The organism is Kosakonia sp. 1610 (assembly GCF_050435845.1).
Lineage (GTDB): Bacteria > Pseudomonadota > Gammaproteobacteria > Enterobacterales > Enterobacteriaceae > Kosakonia > Kosakonia cowanii.
The window spans coordinates 384,586-403,307 of record NZ_JBNDKZ010000001.1; the positions used below are offsets into that span (position 1 = coordinate 384,586).

Sequence of the window (18,722 nt, forward strand, 5' to 3'; positions counted from 1 at the left end):
AGGCCAACGGCATGAATAAACCTTTGCCGGGGTGTTATAGGTTTACCTGTATCAAACCGGTTGTGTTATAATTTGCGACCTTTGAATCCGGGATACAGTAGAGGGATAGCGGTTAGATGAGCGACCTTGCGAGAGAAATTACACCGGTTAACATTGAGGAAGAGCTGAAGAGCTCCTATCTGGACTATGCGATGTCGGTCATTGTTGGCCGTGCGCTTCCGGATGTCCGAGATGGCCTGAAACCGGTTCACCGTCGCGTACTTTACGCCATGAACGTATTGGGCAATGACTGGAATAAAGCCTACAAAAAATCTGCCCGTGTCGTTGGTGACGTAATCGGTAAGTACCATCCCCATGGTGATTCCGCGGTGTATGACACCATTGTTCGTATGGCACAGCCGTTTTCGCTGCGTTATATGCTGGTCGACGGCCAGGGTAACTTCGGTTCCATCGATGGCGACTCCGCCGCGGCAATGCGTTATACGGAAATCCGCCTGGCGAAAATCGCCCATGAGCTGATGGCCGATCTGGAAAAAGAGACCGTCGATTACGTTGATAACTACGACGGCACTGAGCGAATCCCAGATGTGATGCCAACCAAGATCCCGAACCTGCTGGTTAACGGCGCTTCCGGGATCGCTGTCGGTATGGCGACCAACATTCCGCCGCACAACCTGACGGAAGTGATCAACGGCTGCCTGGCCTATATCGATAATGAAGAGATCAGCATTGAAGAGCTGATGACCCATATTCCGGGGCCGGACTTCCCGACCGCCGCGATCATCAATGGTCGCCGCGGCATTGAAGAAGCCTACCGCACCGGTCGCGGCAAAATCTACATTCGCGCCCGCGCGGAAGTGGAAACCGACGCGAAAAACGGCCGCGAAACGATCATCGTGCATGAGATTCCCTACCAGGTGAACAAAGCGCGCCTGATTGAGAAGATTGCCGAGCTGGTGAAAGAGAAACGCGTTGAAGGTATCAGCGCGCTGCGCGACGAGTCTGATAAAGACGGTATGCGCATCGTGATTGAAGTGAAGCGCGATGCCGTCGGTGAAGTAGTGCTGAATAACCTCTACTCCCAGACGCAGCTGCAGGTCTCCTTCGGTATCAACATGGTTGCGCTGCACCATGGCCAGCCGAAGATCATGCCGCTGAAAGATATCCTGGCCGCGTTTGTGCGCCACCGCCGCGAAGTGGTGACGCGCCGTACCATTTTCGAACTGCGTAAAGCCCGTGACCGGGCGCACATCCTTGAAGCGCTTGCTGTTGCGCTGGCGAACATCGACCCGATCATTGAACTGATCCGTCGTGCGCCGACGCCGGCCGAAGCGAAAGCTGGCCTGATCGCGCAGCCGTGGGCTCTGGGCAACGTCTCTGCGATGCTGGAGCGTGCCGGTGATGACGCCGCGCGTCCTGAGTGGCTGGAGCCGGAGTTCGGTATTCGTGATGGTAAATACTACCTGACCGAACAGCAGGCACAGGCGATTCTGGATCTGCGTCTGCAGAAACTGACCGGCCTTGAGCATGAAAAACTGCTCGAAGAGTACAAAGAGCTGCTGGAGCAGATCGCTGAATTGCTGCATATCCTCGGCAGCGCTGAGCGTCTGATGGAAGTGATCCGCGAGGAGCTTGAGCTGGTTCGCGAGCAGTTTGGCGACGAGCGCCGCACCGAAATTACCGCTAACACCGCAGATATCAACATCGAAGACCTGATCAACCAGGAAGATGTTGTGGTGACGCTGTCGCATCAGGGCTACGTGAAGTATCAGCCACTGACCGATTACGAAGCGCAGCGTCGCGGCGGGAAAGGTAAATCTGCCGCGCGCATTAAAGAAGAGGACTTCATCGATCGTCTGCTGGTGGCCAACACCCATGACACGATCCTCTGCTTCTCCAGCCGTGGCCGTCTCTACTGGATGAAGGTCTACCAGCTGCCGGAAGCGAGCCGTGGCGCGCGCGGTCGTCCGATCGTCAACCTGCTGCCGCTGGAGCCGAATGAGCGTATTACCGCCATTCTGCCGGTACGTGAATATGAAGAGGGCGTGAACGTCTTTATGGCCACCGCCAGCGGTACCGTGAAGAAAACCGCGCTCACCGAGTTCAGCCGTCCGCGCTCTGCGGGGATTATCGCCGTCAACCTGAACGAAGGCGATGAGCTGATTGGCGTAAACCTGACCGACGGCAGCGACGACGTAATGCTCTTCTCCGCCGCCGGGAAAGTGGTGCGCTTTAAAGAGAGCGCCGTGCGTGCGATGGGTCGTACCGCGACCGGCGTGCGCGGTATTCGCCTGGCGGAAAAAGACAGCGTAGTTTCGCTGATCGTGCCGCGCGGCGAAGGCGCAATCCTGACGGTGACGCAGAACGGTTACGGTAAACGTACCGCGGAAGCGGAGTACCCGACTAAATCTCGTGGTACGCAGGGCGTTATCTCTATCAAGGTGACCGATCGTAACGGTTCGGTAGTCGGCGCGGTCCAGGTCGATGATTGCGATCAGATCATGATGATCACCGATGCCGGTACGCTGGTGCGTACGCGCGTGTCGGAGATCAGCGTGGTAGGTCGTAACACCCAGGGCGTGATCCTGATCCGCACTGCGGAAGATGAAAACGTGGTGGGTCTGCAGCGTGTCGCTGAGCCGGTGGATGATGAAGAGCTTGACTCCATCGACGGCAGCGTTGCGGAAGGCGATGAGGACATCGCGCCGGAAGTCGATACTGACGACGACGCGGCGGATGACGAAGACGCCGAGTAACGCGTTATAAAGGGCCGGGTTTCCGGCCCTTTTTCATTGCCTTGCGGCATCTGCGATTTATCGCTACTTTAAGCACACTCTTTTTTAACTTCCTTGTGGCGGAGTTTCCCCAGGTTGAAATACCTCGTCTCTTTTCGCAGTACCCTGAAAGTTTCCCGCTATCTGTTCAGGGCGCTGGCGCTATTACTCTGGCTGTTAATTGCCTTTTTTTCCGTCTTTTACATCGTTAATGCCCTGCATGACAAAGAGTCGGAGATCCGCCAGGAGTTCAACCTCAGTTCCGATCAGGCGCAGCGCTATATTCAGCGCACCTCTGATGTGATGAAGGAGCTGAAGTATATTGCTGAAAATCGCCTGACGGCGGACAACGGCATCCTGACGTCGCGCTCCCGCGACGACAAAACCAACGTGCCGGCCTTCTTACCGCTCTTTCCTGATTCCGACTGCTCGGCGATGGGCACCGCCTGGCGCGGCTCGCTGGAGTCGCTGGCGTGGTTTATGCGCTACTGGCGCGATAATTTCTCCGCGGCGTACGATCTGAACCGCGTCTTTTTGATTGGCAGCGACAACCTCTGTATGGCCGATTTCGGCCTGCGCGATATGCCGGTGGAGCGGGATGACACGCTGAAGAGCCTGCATGAGCGGATCGTCAAATATCGCAATGCGCCGCAGGATGAGCGCAGCAACAACGTCTACTGGATGAGCCAGGGCCCGCGCCCGGGCATCGGCTATTTCTACGCGCTGACGCCGGTCTATCTCGGCAACCGCCTGCAGGCGCTGCTCGGCACCGAGCAGTCGATCCGGATGGAGAACTTCTTCACGCCGGGTACGCTGCCGATGGGTGTCACCATCCTTGATGAGAATGGCCATACCTTGCTTTCGCTGACCGGGCAGGAGAGTGGCATTACCGCCGATCCGCGCTGGCTGCAGGAGCGCTCCTGGTTTGGGTACACCTCCGGTTTCCGTGAGCTGATCCTCAAGAAGACGCTGCCGCCATCCTCCCTGAGCGTGGTCTACTCCGTGCCGGTGGACGTGGTGCTGGAGCGCATCCGCATGCTGATCCTCAATGCGGTGCTGCTTAATGTGCTGGTCGGGGTGGCGCTGTTTACCCTGGCGCGCCTCTATGAGCGGCGCATTTTTATTCCGGCGGAGAACGATGCGCAGCGGCTTGAGGAGCATGAGCAGTTCAACCGTAAGATTGTCGCCTCCGCGCCGGTGGGGATCTGTATCCTGCGTACCCAGGATGGCACCAACATACTGAGTAACGAGCTGGCGCATAACTACCTCAATATGCTGACCCATGAGGATCGCCAAAGGCTGACGCAAATTATCTGCGGGCAGCAGGTTAACTTTGTCGATGTGTTAACCAGCAACAACACCAACCTGCAAATCAGCTTCGTGCATTCGCGCTATCGCAATGAGAACGTGGCGATCTGCGTGCTGGTGGATGTCTCCGCCCGCGTCAAAATGGAGGAGTCGTTACAGGAGATGGCGCAGGCGGCGGAGCAGGCGAGCCAGTCGAAGTCGATGTTCCTCGCGACGGTCAGCCATGAGCTGCGCACGCCGCTGTACGGCATTATCGGTAACCTCGATCTGTTGCAGACCAAAGAGTTGCCGAAAGGGGTCGACCGGTTAGTGACCGCGATGAACAACTCCTCGAGCCTGCTGCTGAAGATCATCAGCGATATTCTCGACTTCTCGAAAATTGAGTCCGAACAGCTGAAGATTGAGCCGCGTGAGTTCTCGCCGCGCGAAGTGATGAGCCATATCACCGCCAACTATCTGCCGCTGGTGGTGCGCAAGCAGCTTGGGCTCTACTGCTTTATCGAGCCGGATGTGCCGCTGGCGATTAATGGCGATCCGATGCGCCTGCAACAGGTGATTTCCAACCTGCTAAGTAATGCGATTAAGTTCACCGATATGGGCTGCATCGTGCTGCATGTGCAGTGTGATATGGAGTATCTCAGCATTCGCGTGCGTGACACCGGCGTTGGGATTCCTGGCAAAGAGGTGGTGCGCTTATTCGATCCCTTCTTCCAGGTTGGCACCGGCGTGCAGCGCAACTTCCAGGGCACCGGGCTTGGGCTGGCGATCTGTGAAAAGCTGGTCAACATGATGGATGGCGATATCGCTGTCGATACTGAACCGGGCATGGGCAGCCAGTTCACCATTCGCATTCCGCTCTACAGCGCGGTGCCAACGGTGCAGGCCGACGTGGATGGGCTGGCGGAAACCTGCTGCTGGCTGGCGGTACGCAACGCCTGGCTGTCGGAGTATCTGCATAACCTGCTGAAGTGGAACGGCATTCAGGTTAAGCAGTATGACGGCCATGAACTGGGCAACCAGGATACGCTGATCACCGATGATGAGCTGCCGCAGCCGTGGACCGGACGCGCGGCGGTTATCTTCTCCCGCCGCCATATTGGTATTCCGCTTGAGCGCGCGCCGGGTGAGTGGCTGCACAGCGTCGCCTCGCCGCACGATCTGCTGGCGCTGCTGGGCCGCATCTATCGCGTGCCGGTGGCCGAGGCGCAGGCGGCAAATGCCTTAGCATCGGATTCCGGCGAGATGGAGAATAACGAGGATATGATGATCCTCGTGGTGGACGATCATCCAATCAACCGCCGTCTGCTGGCCGATCAGCTGGGCTCTCTGGGCTATCAATGTAAAACCGCCAATGATGGCGTCGATGCGCTCAATGTGTTGAGCAAGAACCCGATCGATATTGTGCTCAGCGACGTGAACATGCCGAATATGGATGGTTACCGCCTGACGCAGCGCATTCGCCAGCTTGGGCTGACGCTGCCGGTGATCGGCGTGACGGCGAACGCTCTGGCAGAAGAGAAGCAGCGCTGTCTCGAGTCGGGGATGGATAGCTGTCTGTCGAAGCCGGTAACGCTGGACGTGCTGAAGCAGACGCTGGCTGCATACGCCGCGCGGGTAAGAAAAAGCAGGGAGTAGGGCTAAGAAAAACGAACCCCGGCGAGTGCCGGGGTTACGGGGATTACTCTTTTTCCGTCTGGGTGAGCGTCACGGAAGAGAGGTAGTTCAGCAGGGCGATATCGTTATCTACACCCAGTTTCATCATCGCTGATTTCTTCTGGCTGCTGATGGTCTTAATGCTGCGGTTCAGCTTCTTGGCAATCTCCGTCACCAGGAAACCTTCTGCGAACAGGCGCAGCACTTCACTCTCTTTCGGTGACAGGCGTTTATCGCCATAACCACCGGCGCTGATCTTCTCCAGCAGACGGGAGACACTCTCCGGGGTGAACTTCTTACCCTTTTGCAGTGCCGCCAGCGCTTTCGGCAGATCCGTCGGCGCGCCCTGTTTCAGCACGATACCTTCGATATCGAGATCCAGAACGGCGCTAAGAATTGCCGGATTATTATTCATGGTAAGCACGATAATCGACAGCGCCGGGAAGTGGCGCTTAATGTACTTGATCAGCGTAATGCCATCGCCGTATTTGTCGCCCGGCATTGACAGATCGGTGATCAATACATTGGCCTCAAGTTTCGGCAGGTTGTTGATAAGCGCTGTAGAGTCTTCAAATTCACCGACTACATTTACCCATTCGATCTGTTCAAGTGACTTGCGAATACCGAACAGTACAATCGGATGGTCATCGGCAATAATTACGTTCATATTGTTCATGTATTAGGCTACCTTGCTACAGCAAGCTTTTGACGTAAGCGTCAATGTCGCTGATGTAATTTTCTATGCCTGGAGCATCACTCTCGCGAATTAATTGCTCCAGCGTTTCACACAACTGCTTACCAGGTACCAGATTAAGCATGGCAAACACCCCCTTAAGGCGGTGGGCCGTCTGTGCCAGCGCAGCGAAATCGCGCGAAGCCGATTCAGTATACAACCTCTTAACATCATCGGGAACTGTGTCGACAAACAGCGCGTAATAGCCGCTGGCATGGAGTTCGGCATTCTCATCGCCGCCTAAAGGCGACTCCGTGACTTCCTCCTGCGCCAGCTGCTCCTCAATGAGCTGCAATATTGCTCCCTGCATTGCATTGCTCATATTAAAATTGACGCGCAACTGGCCTGGACCAATTTTCCGCACGCCGACCTCATCATCGCTTAAAAGCAATCCTGAAGCTGTAAGATTTGACGGATTATCTGTTAAAAAGAGATCGTATTCTTGATTTGATAATCGTTCATCGGGCGAAATGCAGCTCGCCCCCCAATTCTCAAGCTGACGCACCACAATATTACGAATTTCGTTCGACGTAATATCAATCATCGCCACCACATCATCGAGCAATTTCTCTTCGCTCTCGCCCTGCTGCGCGCGTACGGCCATTTTCACATGCAGGGAGTAGCGGGTGCCGAGATCTTCACGCGCTTTAATATTGAGATGTCCGCCCAGTTTACGGGCCAACTGATCGCAAAGCCAGAAGGTGAGGGCATTTGCCTTGCCAAACTGATCGCCCTGCGTTTCGTTAAGGAACGGGAAGTGCAGATTATCAATCTCGCTGGCGTTGACGCCGACGCCGGTATCAAGGATACGGAAGGTCAGCCGGTCATCTGCGGATTCGTCCATGCTCACTTCGAGGGTGATTTTGCCCATCTGCGTAGTGGTCACCGCATATTGAATCAGCAGCAGCATGATGCGACGCAGCGCATCGCGATCGCCGTGACGCTCCTCATTGGCCGGAAGGTGGTTGTTGATCAGCAGCTGCAACCCTTTACGCTTGATCACCGGCAGCACTTCCGGCACCACTTCATCAATCAGATCCTGAATGGAGAAGAGGGAAGAGGAGCCTTTCCAGGTGTCGTTCTCCAGCATGTTTGCCAGCTGAAGCTCATCCACCAGCTGCACCAGTCGGTCGGCGTGATCGGCAAGGCGGTTAGCTTCGTTGCTCTCAATCGCCGCTGCGTCACTGGCCAGCGCTTTTACCGGCTGTTTGAGCGCCTCGGCGAGGTTATTCATAAACGCCGCGCGACCCTGCTGGTTCTTCTCATAGAGCCGTTGCGCCTGCTTGAGCTTCTTGTTGACCAGCACTTCGCGATCCTGGTCGCGAATAATAAAGATCTGCGTACGCGACGCCACCTGGCTGCGGAACTGGCGGATCTCATAGAGCTCGTTATTGATGGTCGCCTGGATCACGCCCTGGTGCTGATCCGCCATCGCGGTAATGTTCTGCAAATTGAGGTGCGGCAGCAGGTGGTCGGCAATTTTATTACTCAGCACCGTGCGGTTGGCTTCCTGATCGTGAACCAGCAGACCCAGCGGCAGCAGAGAGACAATCTCTTCATTAAATGCGCGCAGCACGCGTAGCTCATTATTCGCGCCCGGCGTCGCGAGCGTATCGCTCTTGCGCCCCGGCATCTGGCGAAAGGTGGTGTAACCAAACAGCGCCAGCGCCAGCAGACCAATATTCAGCAGCAGCGGCAGCAGAACGTTTTGCAGGGTATCAAGCAGCAGTGTGCCGAACGGCACTTGCCACACCAGGCGTAAACCGGTGCCGTTTAACGCAGAGGAGATCTCAATGCGCGAGCTGTTGAAGTTTACTGAGACGCTGTCGGTGTTCTCTTTATCCTGCGCGCGTGCGCTGCCCGGCGTGGTATCGGGATCGAGGCGGAAGCTGTCCAGCGTCATACCGGGCGGAATCAAATCATTGATTGGCAGATCGAAGGCGACGACGGTCGCCAGATGGCCCGGCTGGTTAAAGGTGGTGCGCAGCGTAAAGTAGTGACCATTCTGCCAGGCAAGACGGCGCAGCGAGGAGAAGCTTTCGCGCTCATCAAGGGCGTTCGCCTGCTGGAGCATCTCCGCACGGCGGGTATCGACGATATTGCTGATCATCGAATCTTTAAAACCGGAGGTAAGATCCTTAAGCGGCAGCGTCGAGATAAGGATCATGCTGTTATCCTGGCCGTTAAGGTAGTACATCGACCACGGCACGGTTTCTGCGCCCCACAGCGTATCAAGATAGGTCGAAATACGCTGGGTCATCTCCAGCGTCGAACTGTCATGGGAGCCGAAAATCAGCGCTTCTGTCTTGCGGCGCGGTTTTTCGAGGTAGTAGACGTCCTGCTTTAAACGCGTCTCCTGCAGCCCTTCGCCGGAGGAGGCGGGGGCCGCAGCGATATTGTCGTAAATCTGCCAGGTCGCATAGCGCCAGATATCGATGCGCTTATGAATGGCATGGGTGGTATCAACAATTTGATAACTTTTGTCCTTCAGCCACGCGTTGACCGCGCTCTGGATCATCACGCCCATGGTGACCAGCAGGACAATAATCAATAAAAGAAAGTAACGGGTAATGTTGCCCGGTATCAGGGAAAATTTGCCAGGAATCATTGTGTCCGATTGACTCATTCGTGTGTGTAACCCGTTATGACAACACGGCTGATAACTTTCAGCCTGCGCTGAGACAATGTTGCTGCCATGCCGTTAGCGTCGCGTTTTGGGGGCCGCGGGCGTAAAGGTAGTGTGCTGCAGAGTAATGTTCAGCAGGCAGTATATCGGTAAATGGGTGAATTTCCAGACTCTCTTTTCAGGAAATGCCTGGGGAGTGCATGAATATGCATTCTTTACCTGAAGCGCAGGAAAAATGTACAGCTGCGCAGCGCTGCCGGCCTATTTACCGTCTCGTCAGTAAAATATCGCACGAAATAACAAGATATTAACTTTCTAAATATGTTTAAGGATCAACTCTGGTACGTTAATTGATTAATTAATAGTCATTACAAATGGCGACTATATAAATCTTAAGTATCAACTGATGTAAAGAAAGGTAAAAAAAAACCGAATGCAGGGCATCCGGTTTGAAGAGGGGTAAACAGACATTCAGATTCGAATGACGGTAATAAATAAAGTTAATGATGATAGCGTCGATTATTTTAGACACCAATTCTGCTTTCGGTTTGGCATTCAGTGCTCTCATTTTAAATTTTAGTAAGTTACTGTTTTTATAGGTAAAGAACTGTATTTCATCCGCTGTTTTTCTTATTTATTGGCTTTTAGTGCTTTCAAAAAGTTCCCGCAAAATTACAAATGGAAACATTTAGCTTTAGATATGAAACATCTTCAAAGTTTTCGTATCATATTCCTGTTGGATTATTTTTGATTTTTGCGCACAATGAATCGCCAGCTGATTTGAGGGTTAATCAGCATGCAGTGGCAATAAAAATGCATATAACAGAGGGTTAATAAAATGAAAGTTAAAGTTCTGTCCCTCCTGGTACCGGCTCTGCTGGTAGCGGGCGCAGCAAATGCGGCTGAAGTTTATAATAAAGACGGCAACAAATTAGATCTCTACGGTAAAGTAGACGGCCTGCACTATTTTTCTGACGACAACGGTTCTGATGGCGATAAGACCTATGTGCGTTTTGGCTTCAAGGGCGAAACTCAGGTTAACGACCAGGTAACCGGCTACGGTCAGTGGGAATACAACATCCAGGCGAACAAAGAAGAGGGTGCAAGCGATCAGGCATGGACCCGTCTGGCCTTCGCAGGTATTCGCGTAGCTAACACCGGTTCTTTCGACTACGGTCGTAACTACGGCATTAACTACGACGTGACCTCCTGGACCGACGTACTGCCAGAGTTCGGCGGCGACACCTACGGCGCAGATAACTTCATGCAGAACCGCGCTAACGGCGTAGCAACCTACCGTAACACCGACTTCTTCGGTCTGGTTGATGGCCTGAACTTTGCTCTGCAGTACCAGGGCAAAAACGGCAGCGTCAGCGGTGAAAACAACACTGGCCGCAGCGTGCTGAACCAGAATGGCGACGGCTACGGCGCGTCTCTGACCTACGATCTGGGCGAAGGCTTCAGCATCGGCGGTGCGATGTCCTCCTCTAAACGCACTGCCGATCAGAATGGTGTGAACGCTATCCAGAACAACCTGAATAACCTGTACGGTGAGGGTGACCGCGCTGAAGTTTACAGCGGCGGCCTGAAATATGATGCCAACAACATCTACCTGGCAGCACAGTACTCTCAGACCTATAATGCAACCCGTTTTGGTGACTCTACGAGCAAAAACGGGATCTACGGATTTGCAAACAAAGCGCAGAACTTCGAAGTGGTTGCACAGTACCAGTTCGACTTCGGCCTGCGTCCGTCCATCGCTTACCTGCAGTCTAAAGGTAAGGACATCACCAGCACCAACGGCACTGCTGACTTCGGCGACCAAAATCTGCTGAAATACGTTGATGTTGGCGCGACTTACTACTTCAACAAAAACATGTCCACCTATGTTGATTACAAAATCAACCTGCTGGACGAAAACACCTTTACCCGCGCGGCCGGTATTGCGACCGACGACATTGTTGGCGTGGGCCTGGTTTACCAGTTCTAAGTCTGCAACAACGCGTATTGAAGGGGCCGCAAGGCCCCTTTTTTATTGCCTGTTTCGGGCAAATCCCTTTTTCGTGTACGCTTGCGCCAGCAAGGAGATAACAATTATGGCGATCGCTTCTCTTCGTGCCGCGCTGATGGCGGCACTTTTTCTGTTAGCTGGCTGCGACACGGCAAGCCAGGCCACACCGACGGTGCTCGAAGGTAAAACCATGGGCACCTCCTGGCGCGTCAGCACGGTGGATATCACGCCGCAGCAAGCGGCAGCACTACAAAAGAAAATCCAGGCGCAGCTTGATGGCGACGACTGGCTGATGTCGACCTGGAAAAAAGATTCAGCGTTGATGCGCTTTAACCGCAGCACCAGCACCGCGCCGTGGCCGGTCAGCGAAGCGATGGCGGATATTGTCACCACCTCGCTGCGCGTCGGTAAAAAAACCGATGGCGTGATGGATATTACCGTTGGACCGCTGGTGAATTTGTGGGGTTTTGGCCCCGACCAGCAGCCGATCAAGACGCCAACGCAGGCGCAGATCGACGCGGCAAAAGCGCGTACCGGGCTGCAACATCTCACGGTAATCAACCGCGCCGGTGAACAGTTCCTGCAAAAAGATCTGCCCGATCTGTATGTCGATCTCTCCACGGTTGGCGAAGGTTACGCCGCCGATCATCTGTCGCACTTAATGGAGCGCGAGGGGATTGGCCGCTATCTGGTCTCCGTCGGTGGCGCGCTGGTCAGCCGCGGGATGAATGTTAAAGGGCTGCCGTGGCGTGTGGCGGTACAGAAGCCAACGGATCGTGAAAATGCCGTCGAGGCGGTGGTCGATATTAATGGCCACGGTATCAGCACCTCCGGCAGCTATCGCAACTACTATGAGCTGGACGGTAAACGCATCTCTCACGTCATCGATCCGCGCAGCGGGCGGCCAATCGATCACAAGCTGGTATCGGTGACGGTGATCTCGCCAACCGCGCTGGAAGCGGATGCCTGGGACACCGGCCTGATGGTGCTCGGCCCTGAGCGGGCAAAAGAGGTAGTGACGCGCGAAGGGCTGGCGGTGATGATGATCATGAAGGAGGGGGAGGGCTTCACGACCTGGATGTCGCCGCAGTTCTCCGCCTTCCTGGTGAAGGATAAAAATTAAAGCGCAAGATTGCGGGTGTTTGCGCGCGCGCTAACCGCCACAGTAAGGCTAAGCTTAGATAAGGAGCCTGCGATGAACAATGCGATGTTAACCGATGATCAATGCTGGCAGGCGGTGCTGGCGCGCGACCCGAACGCCGACGGTCAGTTTGTCTTTGCCGTGCTGACCACAGCGATCTTTTGCCGCCCCTCCTGCACAGCGCGGCGCGCCCTGCGCCAGAATGTACGCTTCTATAAAGATGTCGCCAGTGCGCTGGAGGCGGGTTTTCGCCCCTGCAAACGCTGCCAGCCGGATAAAACACATCCGCAGCAGCAGCGGCTGGAGAAGGTCGCCACCGCGTGCCGTTTGCTGGAGCAGGATCAACCCGTGACGCTGGCAGAGCTTGCTGCGGCGGTTGCCATGAGCCCTTATCATTTCCACCGTCTGTTTAAAGCGGTGACCGGCGTGACGCCAAAAGCGTGGCAGCAGGCGTTTCGCGCCCGGCGCTTACGCGAAACGTTGGCGAACAGCGAGACCATTACCGATGCGGTGCTGGCGGCCGGGTTCCCGGACAGCAGCAGCTACTATCGAAACGCGGATGCGGCGCTCGGCATGACCGCCCGCGCCTTTCGCCGCGGCGGCGCGTCCTGCCCGGTCTGGTTTACGCTAACGGATTGTACGCTGGGCCGCTGCCTGGTGGCGGAGAGCGAACGCGGGATCTGCGCCGTACTCTTGGCCCAGAGTGATGACGCATTACTGGCGCAGCTCAGCAACCTGTTTCCACATGCCCGCCAGGCAGAAGATGATCCAGAATTTACCGCGCGCGTGCAGCAGGTGATTGCGCATGTAGAGAGACCCGATTCGCCCTTTACCCTGCCGCTCGATTTACGCGGCACCGCGTTTCAGCTACAGGTGTGGCAAGCGCTGCGCCAGATCCCGGCAGGGGAGAGGGTCAGCTACCAGGCACTGGCGCAGACTATTGGCAGGCCCGGCGCGGTCAGAGCCGTCGCCAGCGCCTGCGCGGCGAATAAGCTGGCGGTTATTGTTCCTTGCCATCGCGTGGTGCGCCAGAGCGGGGCGCTCTCCGGCTACCGCTGGGGAGCCGAGCGCAAAGCGCAGCTGCTGGCACGCGAAGCTAATCAACAGGAGACCTGATGCTCGATCTGTTTGCCGATGAACAACCGTGGCAGGAGCCGCTGGCGCCGGGCGCCGTGGTATTGCGCCGCTTTGCCCTTGCGCACAGCGAGGCGCTGATGCGCGGTATCGCCGATGTGGTTAGCGTTGCGCCGCTGCGCCATATGGTAACACCCGGCGGTTACACCATGTCCGTTGCCATGACCAACTGTGGGCAGCTTGGCTGGACAACGGACAAGAGCGGCTATCTTTACGATGCCGCCGATCCGCAGACGCAGCGCCCGTGGCCCGCCATGCCGCAGGCCTTTGTGACGCTCTGCAACGCGGCTAGCGCCGCCGCTGGCTACCCCGATTTCCGCCCGGATGCCTGCCTTATCAACCGTTACGCACCGGGAGCCAAACTCTCGCTGCATCAGGATAAAGATGAGCCGGATCTGCGTGCGCCGATTGTCTCTGTTTCGCTCGGTCTGCCAGCGGTATTCCAGTTCGGCGGGCTGAAACGCAGCGATCCGCTACAGCGTCTGCTGCTGGAGCATGGCGATGTGGTGGTGTGGGGCGGGGAGTCGCGCCTCTTTTATCATGGTATCGCGCCGCTGAAGCCGGGCTACCATCCGCTGACCGGCGAGTGCCGCTATAACCTCACTTTTCGCCAGGCGGGCAATAGCGAACAAAAATAAGAATTATTCTTGATGAAAACAGGTAGCCGTTTAAACTGCTGGCTGTTTTTATTGACCGGATACGCTTATGGAACTTCTCCTTCTTGTCTGGCGGCAGTATCGCTGGCCGTTTGTGGCGGTACTGGCGCTGTCACTTGCCAGCGCGGCAATGGGCATCGGCCTTATTGCCTTTATTAACCAGCGCCTGATTGAATCTGTCGATCTCTCTGTTGCCGTGCTGCCGGAGTTCCTTGGCCTGCTGCTGCTGTTGATGGCCGTCACTCTCGGTTCGCAGCTGGCGCTGACGACACTGGGTCACCACTTTGTCTACCGCCTGCGTAGCGAATTTATCAAGCGTCTGCTGGATACGCCGATCGAGCGCATCGAACAGCTCGGCAGCGCCTCGCTGCTGGCCGGGCTGACCAGCGATGTGCGTAATATCACCATCGCCTTTGTGCGCCTGCCGGAGCTGGTGCAGGGGATTATCCTCACCGTCGGCTCCTGCCTCTATCTCGCCATGCTCTCCGGCAAGATGTTGCTGATCACCGTGATCTGGATGGCGCTAACCATCTGGGGCGGGTTTATGCTGGTGTCGCGCGTCTATAGACATATGGCGACCCTGCGCGAGACGGAAGATAAGCTGTATGCCGATTTCCAGACGGTGCTTGAAGGGCGCAAAGAGCTTACGCTCAACCGCGAGCGCGCCGAGCACGTGTTTGAAAAGATGTACCTGCCGGATGCGCGTGAATACCGCCACCATATTATCCGCGCCGATACCTTCCACCTGAGCGCGGTGAACTGGTCGAACATTATGATGCTGGGCGCGATTGGCCTGGTGTTCTGGATGGCGAACGGGCTGGGCTGGGCGAATACTAATGTCGCGGCGACCTACTCATTGACGCTGCTCTTTCTGCGCACACCGCTGCTCTCCGCCGTGGGTGCGCTGCCAACGCTTCTCACCGCCCAGGTGGCGTTTCGCAAACTCAAGCAGTTCGCGCTGGCACCTTACCGCCCGGAGTTTCCGCGCCCGCAGGCCTTCCCCGGCTGGCAAACCCTTGAGCTGCGCAATGTCACCTTTAAATATCAGGATAATGACTTTGCCATCGGGCCAATTAATATGACCCTCAAGCGCGGCGAACTGGTGTTTCTGATTGGTGGCAACGGCAGCGGGAAATCGACGCTGGCGATGCTGTTGACCGGCCTCTATCAGCCGCTCTCCGGCGAGATCCTGCTGGATGGCAAACCGATGGCGCAGGATAAACCGGAAGATTACCGCAAGCTCTTCTCGGCGGTGTTTACCGATGTCTGGCTGTTTGATGAGCTGCTTGGCCCCGAAGGGCAGCAGGCCGATCCGGCGCTGGTGGCGAAGTGGCTGGAGCAGTTAAAGATGTCGCACAAGCTGGAACTGGAGAACGGTAAAATCCTCAACCTGAAGCTCTCAAAAGGGCAGAAGAAGCGCGTCGCGCTGCTGCTGGCGCTGGCGGAAGAGCGCGATATTCTGCTGCTGGATGAGTGGGCGGCAGATCAGGATCCGCACTTCAGGCGCGACTTCTACCAGGTGCTGTTGCCGCTGATGCAGCAGATGGGTAAAACCATCTTCGCCATCAGCCATGACGATCACTACTTTATCCACGCCGATCGCCTGCTGGAGATGCGCAATGGCCACTTAAGCGAGCTGGAAGGTGAAGAGCGTCAGCTCGCCTCCCGCGACGCCGTTTCCCGCACCGCATAACAACAACGCTCCCTGCTGAACCGGGGAGCGTTGCCGTTTTTTTACCCAAACAACCGCACCGTTGAGCCTTTTTTTAGCACCTGGCGCTATGCTTAAGGCTATTCCGCCCGGATGAGAGGGCGCTTTCGATTCAGGATTGTCATGCCGGTTATCAAAAAGAACAGTGTCAAACTGCGCGAAGAAGAGCGCGCGCGCCTTATCTGGTTGCTCACTACCCATAAAGCTCTGACTGCCACGCTGTTAGGCGAAATCACGCTGGTAGAGCAGGTGAACAGTGAAGTGCTCGATCAACACCTGCTTGAAGTTCGCGCCCTCGCCGCGCACCTGCCGCCGCCGGATCTGGCCGATACCCTCGAAGCGCTGCCGGTGGTTGAACGCCATGCGCTGTGGCGGGTGATTGAAGATGACAAGCGCGGCAAAGTGCTGCTCGAAGCCTCGGAAAATGTCTGGGACGATCTGATTGATGAGATGAGCGACCGCGCGCTGCTGGATGCGCTGGAAACCCTCAATATTGATGAGCAGATCTACCTGGTGCAACATCTGCCGCGCAACCTGACCGGGCGCATGATGGCAACGCTACCGCCGAAAGAGCGCGCGCGGGTGCGCCAGGTGATGCGCTATGGCAAAAACTGTGTCGGCGCGATTATGGAGTTTGAGGTGATCACCATCCGCGCCGAGGTGACGCTGGCCGCCGTTCAGCGCTACCTGCGCCGTCTGGGAAAGATGCCGGAGAACACCGACAAGCTGTTTGTGGTCGATCGCGACAACCGGCTGGTTGGCGAGCTGACGCTGCAAACTCTGCTGCTGAACGCCACCGATCGGGAAGTGGGCGAGGTGATGGAGAGCGATCCCGTCACCTTCCTGCCGGAAGAGGAGGCGGAGCGTGTTGCGCGTACCTTTGAGCGTGACAACCTGCTCAGCGCCGCAGTGGTGGATGAGAACGGCATTCTGATGGGGCGGCTGACCGTCGATGAGATCCTCGACGTGGTCTACGAAGAGACCGATAACGATATGCGTCAGATGGGCGGCCTGAGTACCGAAGAGGATGTCTTCGCCCCCGTCACCAAAGCGGTAAAGTCACGCTGGGCGTGGCTGGCACTTAACCTCTGCACCGCCTTCATTGCCTCGCGGGTGATTGACGGTTTTGAACACACCATCTCGCAGCTGGTGGCGCTGGCCTCGTTGATGCCGATTGTCGCCGGTATTGGCGGTAACACCGGTAATCAGACCATCACCATGATTGTGCGCGCGCTGGCGCTGCAAAACATTCAGCCGGGCAACTTCTCGTTTCTTATTCTGCGCGAAATGGGCGTGGCATTAATTAACGGCGTGGTGTGGGGCGGCTTAATGGGCTGCATCACCTGGTGGCTGTATGGCGACCCGGCGCTGGGCGGCGTGATGATGCTGGCGATGGTGCTTAACCTGCTGATGGCGGCATTAATGGGTGTGCTGATCCCGATGCTGATGATCAGGCTGGGGCGCGACCCGGCGGTCGGCTCCAGCGTGATGATCACCGCCATTACCGACACCGGCGGCTTCTTTATTTTTCTTGGTCTGGCGACGCTGTTTTTGCTGTAAACAGCGACTTTTCCCGCCACTTCGCCGGCGTTATCGCCAGCGTCACCACGCCGGCAACCACGCCAATTGCCAGGTTGCCGGTGCTGACGGTGGCAATCACCGTTATCACCATCACCACGCTCTCAACGAAAGGCGCCTGCTTCAGGGTGCCTGGCTTGAGGCTTCCCCAGTTAAAGGTCTTGAAGGCGACAATCGCCATGATCCCGGCCAGCACCACCATCGGGATTTTCGCCATCACCTCGCTTAACGCCGTGACCAGCAGCAGCAACACCAGCGCGGCGGCAACGGTTGAGAGGCGCGTGCGGCCTTTGCCCATCTCAACGTTCACGATGGTTTGACCAATCATCGCGCAGCCAGCAATGCCGCCGTAGAAACCGGCAAGGATATTGGCGATGCCAAGCCCGGTACTTTCGCGCCCTTTATTCGACGGCGTATGGGTTAAGTCATCAACCAGTTTGGCGGTCAGCAGCGACTCCATCAGCCCGACAAAAGCGATGCTCAGTGCGCAGGGCCAGATAATACTCAGCGTATGCAAATCAAACGGCACCAGCCATTCGGTCAACCCCGGCAGGCCGCCCTGCATCGGGCCTTCATCGCCGACGGTCGGTAATAGCTGGCCGCTGAAAATGGTATAGGCGGTCAGTACGACAATCGCCACCAGCGGCGCGGGCACGCTTTTCAGCCAGCGCGGCAGCCACAGCACAATCAGCAGCGTCAGGGCGAAGAGCGCCAGAATAATTGGGTTTTTGCTCCAGAAGTGGGGCACCTGGGCAAAGAAGATCAGAATACCGAGGGCGTTAACAAACCCGGTCATCACCGCATGAGGAATAAAGCGCATCAGCCGCGCCATGCCGGTCAGGCCAAAGATAATCTGGATCACGCCCGCCAGTAATACCGCAGGCAAAATGTATTCCACACCGTTCTGGTTGACCATCGGACCGATAACCAGTGCGACTGACCCGGCAGCTGCCGTTACCATCGCCGGGCGACCGCCGAGAATGGACATCGCGAAGCAGAGTACCACCGAGGCGATCAGGCTCACTTTCGGGTCAACACCAGCAATCACCGAGAAGGAGATCACTTCCGGGATCAGCGCCAGCGCAGTGATCACACCGGCTAAAATTTCACGTGTAAACAGCTTCGGCGAGCGCAGCACGGCGCTTACCTGAGAAGAGGGGAGGAGAGTTTTGTCGGTCATAACGTTCCGCAAGTGGAGAGTGCCATAGAAGCAGAGGCAAATGGCATCCATGCGTTTGGCAAAGCGCAGGATAATAGCAGATTCAGGCGCCAGGCGGGCAACAATTAGTGTTAAAACTAATGCATAAAAGCAACTTATTAGTAACATTTATATAATTATTATTTAATGTTTAAACATTATTTAAATCTCGACTTTTAAGTGCTACGTTAGACGAGCT

11 protein-coding genes are annotated in these 18,722 nt (G+C 56.2%); 8 read left to right on the top strand and 3 right to left on the bottom strand.

The window, feature by feature from the left end:
* Positions 1-116: 116 nt before the first annotated feature.
* Both gyrA and rcsC read left to right on the top strand, forming a co-directional pair.
* On the top strand, positions 117-2,756 hold the full coding sequence (gene gyrA / locus ABIC80_RS01805) for a DNA topoisomerase (ATP-hydrolyzing) subunit A (RefSeq protein ID WP_200133344.1): 2,640 nt from the start codon (positions 117-119) through the stop codon (positions 2,754-2,756).
* Positions 2,757-2,870: 114 nt separating this feature from the next.
* On the top strand, positions 2,871-5,717 hold the full coding sequence (gene rcsC / locus ABIC80_RS01810; RefSeq protein ID WP_263754306.1) for a two-component system sensor histidine kinase RcsC: 2,847 nt from the start codon (positions 2,871-2,873) through the stop codon (positions 5,715-5,717).
* Between the two features lie 43 nt (positions 5,718-5,760).
* Here the strand turns inward: rcsC and rcsB are convergent, their stop codons facing one another.
* A complete protein-coding gene (gene rcsB / locus ABIC80_RS01815) occupies positions 5,761-6,411 on the bottom strand; it encodes a response regulator transcription factor RcsB (protein ID WP_007371125.1) in 651 nt (216 codons plus the stop codon).
* Positions 6,412-6,427: 16 nt separating this feature from the next.
* Entirely contained in the window at positions 6,428-9,094 is a 2,667-nt protein-coding gene (gene rcsD, locus ABIC80_RS01820; RefSeq protein WP_200133342.1) for a phosphotransferase RcsD, read from the bottom strand.
* A gap of 838 nt (positions 9,095-9,932) precedes the next feature.
* Between rcsD and ABIC80_RS01825 the strand changes: the two genes are divergently transcribed.
* The 6 genes from ABIC80_RS01825 to mgtE all read left to right on the top strand — a co-directional run bounded on the left by ABIC80_RS01825 (position 9,933) and on the right by mgtE (position 17,307).
* Complete coding sequence (locus tag ABIC80_RS01825) at positions 9,933-11,084, top strand: porin OmpC (protein WP_326900421.1); 1,152 nt, start codon at positions 9,933-9,935, stop codon at positions 11,082-11,084.
* Between the two features lie 106 nt (positions 11,085-11,190).
* Positions 11,191-12,228 carry an FAD:protein FMN transferase ApbE gene (gene apbE, locus ABIC80_RS01830; RefSeq protein WP_429175187.1) on the top strand — a complete coding sequence of 346 codons (1,038 nt, stop codon included), beginning with the start codon at positions 11,191-11,193 and terminating at the stop codon, positions 12,226-12,228.
* Positions 12,229-12,300: 72 nt separating this feature from the next.
* A complete protein-coding gene (gene ada, locus ABIC80_RS01835) occupies positions 12,301-13,362 on the top strand; it encodes a bifunctional DNA-binding transcriptional regulator/O6-methylguanine-DNA methyltransferase Ada (RefSeq protein ID WP_429175189.1) in 1,062 nt (353 codons plus the stop codon).
* A complete protein-coding gene (alkB, locus tag ABIC80_RS01840; protein WP_429175192.1) occupies positions 13,362-14,018 on the top strand; it encodes a DNA oxidative demethylase AlkB in 657 nt (218 codons plus the stop codon). The genes ada and alkB overlap by 1 nt, the downstream gene beginning before the upstream one ends.
* Before the next feature lie 67 nt (positions 14,019-14,085).
* Complete coding sequence (locus ABIC80_RS01845; RefSeq protein WP_288876798.1) at positions 14,086-15,729, top strand: multidrug ABC transporter permease/ATP-binding protein; 1,644 nt, start codon at positions 14,086-14,088, stop codon at positions 15,727-15,729.
* 141 nt (positions 15,730-15,870) lie between these two features.
* Entirely contained in the window at positions 15,871-17,307 is a 1,437-nt protein-coding gene (mgtE, locus tag ABIC80_RS01850; RefSeq protein WP_094421197.1) for a magnesium transporter, read from the top strand.
* Here mgtE and ABIC80_RS01855 read toward each other — a convergent pair.
* Positions 17,270-18,505, bottom strand: a complete 1,236-nt coding sequence (locus ABIC80_RS01855; RefSeq protein ID WP_429175193.1) for a SulP family inorganic anion transporter — start codon at positions 18,503-18,505, stop codon at positions 17,270-17,272. The two genes, mgtE and ABIC80_RS01855, sit on opposite strands and share 38 nt — an antisense overlap.
* Between the last annotated feature and the right edge of the window lie 217 nt (positions 18,506-18,722).

Bases quoted from the DNA above. Each gene is read 5' to 3' on its own strand.
- ABIC80_RS01825 (WP_326900421.1), top strand. From the start codon at position 9,933: ATGAAAGTTAAAGTTCTGTCCCTCCTGGTACCGGCTCTGCTGGTAGCG.
- alkB (WP_429175192.1), top strand. From the start codon at position 13,362: ATGCTCGATCTGTTTGCCGATGAACAACCGTGGCAGGAGCCGCTGGCG.
- rcsD (WP_200133342.1), bottom strand. From the start codon at position 9,094: ATGAGTCAATCGGACACAATGATTCCTGGCAAATTTTCCCTGATACCG.
- ABIC80_RS01845 (WP_288876798.1), top strand. From the start codon at position 14,086: ATGGAACTTCTCCTTCTTGTCTGGCGGCAGTATCGCTGGCCGTTTGTG.
- mgtE (WP_094421197.1), top strand. From the start codon at position 15,871: ATGCCGGTTATCAAAAAGAACAGTGTCAAACTGCGCGAAGAAGAGCGC.
- apbE (WP_429175187.1), top strand. From the start codon at position 11,191: ATGGCGATCGCTTCTCTTCGTGCCGCGCTGATGGCGGCACTTTTTCTG.
- ABIC80_RS01855 (WP_429175193.1), bottom strand. From the start codon at position 18,505: ATGACCGACAAAACTCTCCTCCCCTCTTCTCAGGTAAGCGCCGTGCTG.
- gyrA (WP_200133344.1), top strand. From the start codon at position 117: ATGAGCGACCTTGCGAGAGAAATTACACCGGTTAACATTGAGGAAGAG.
- rcsB (WP_007371125.1), bottom strand. From the start codon at position 6,411: ATGAACAATATGAACGTAATTATTGCCGATGACCATCCGATTGTACTG.
- ada (WP_429175189.1), top strand. From the start codon at position 12,301: ATGAACAATGCGATGTTAACCGATGATCAATGCTGGCAGGCGGTGCTG.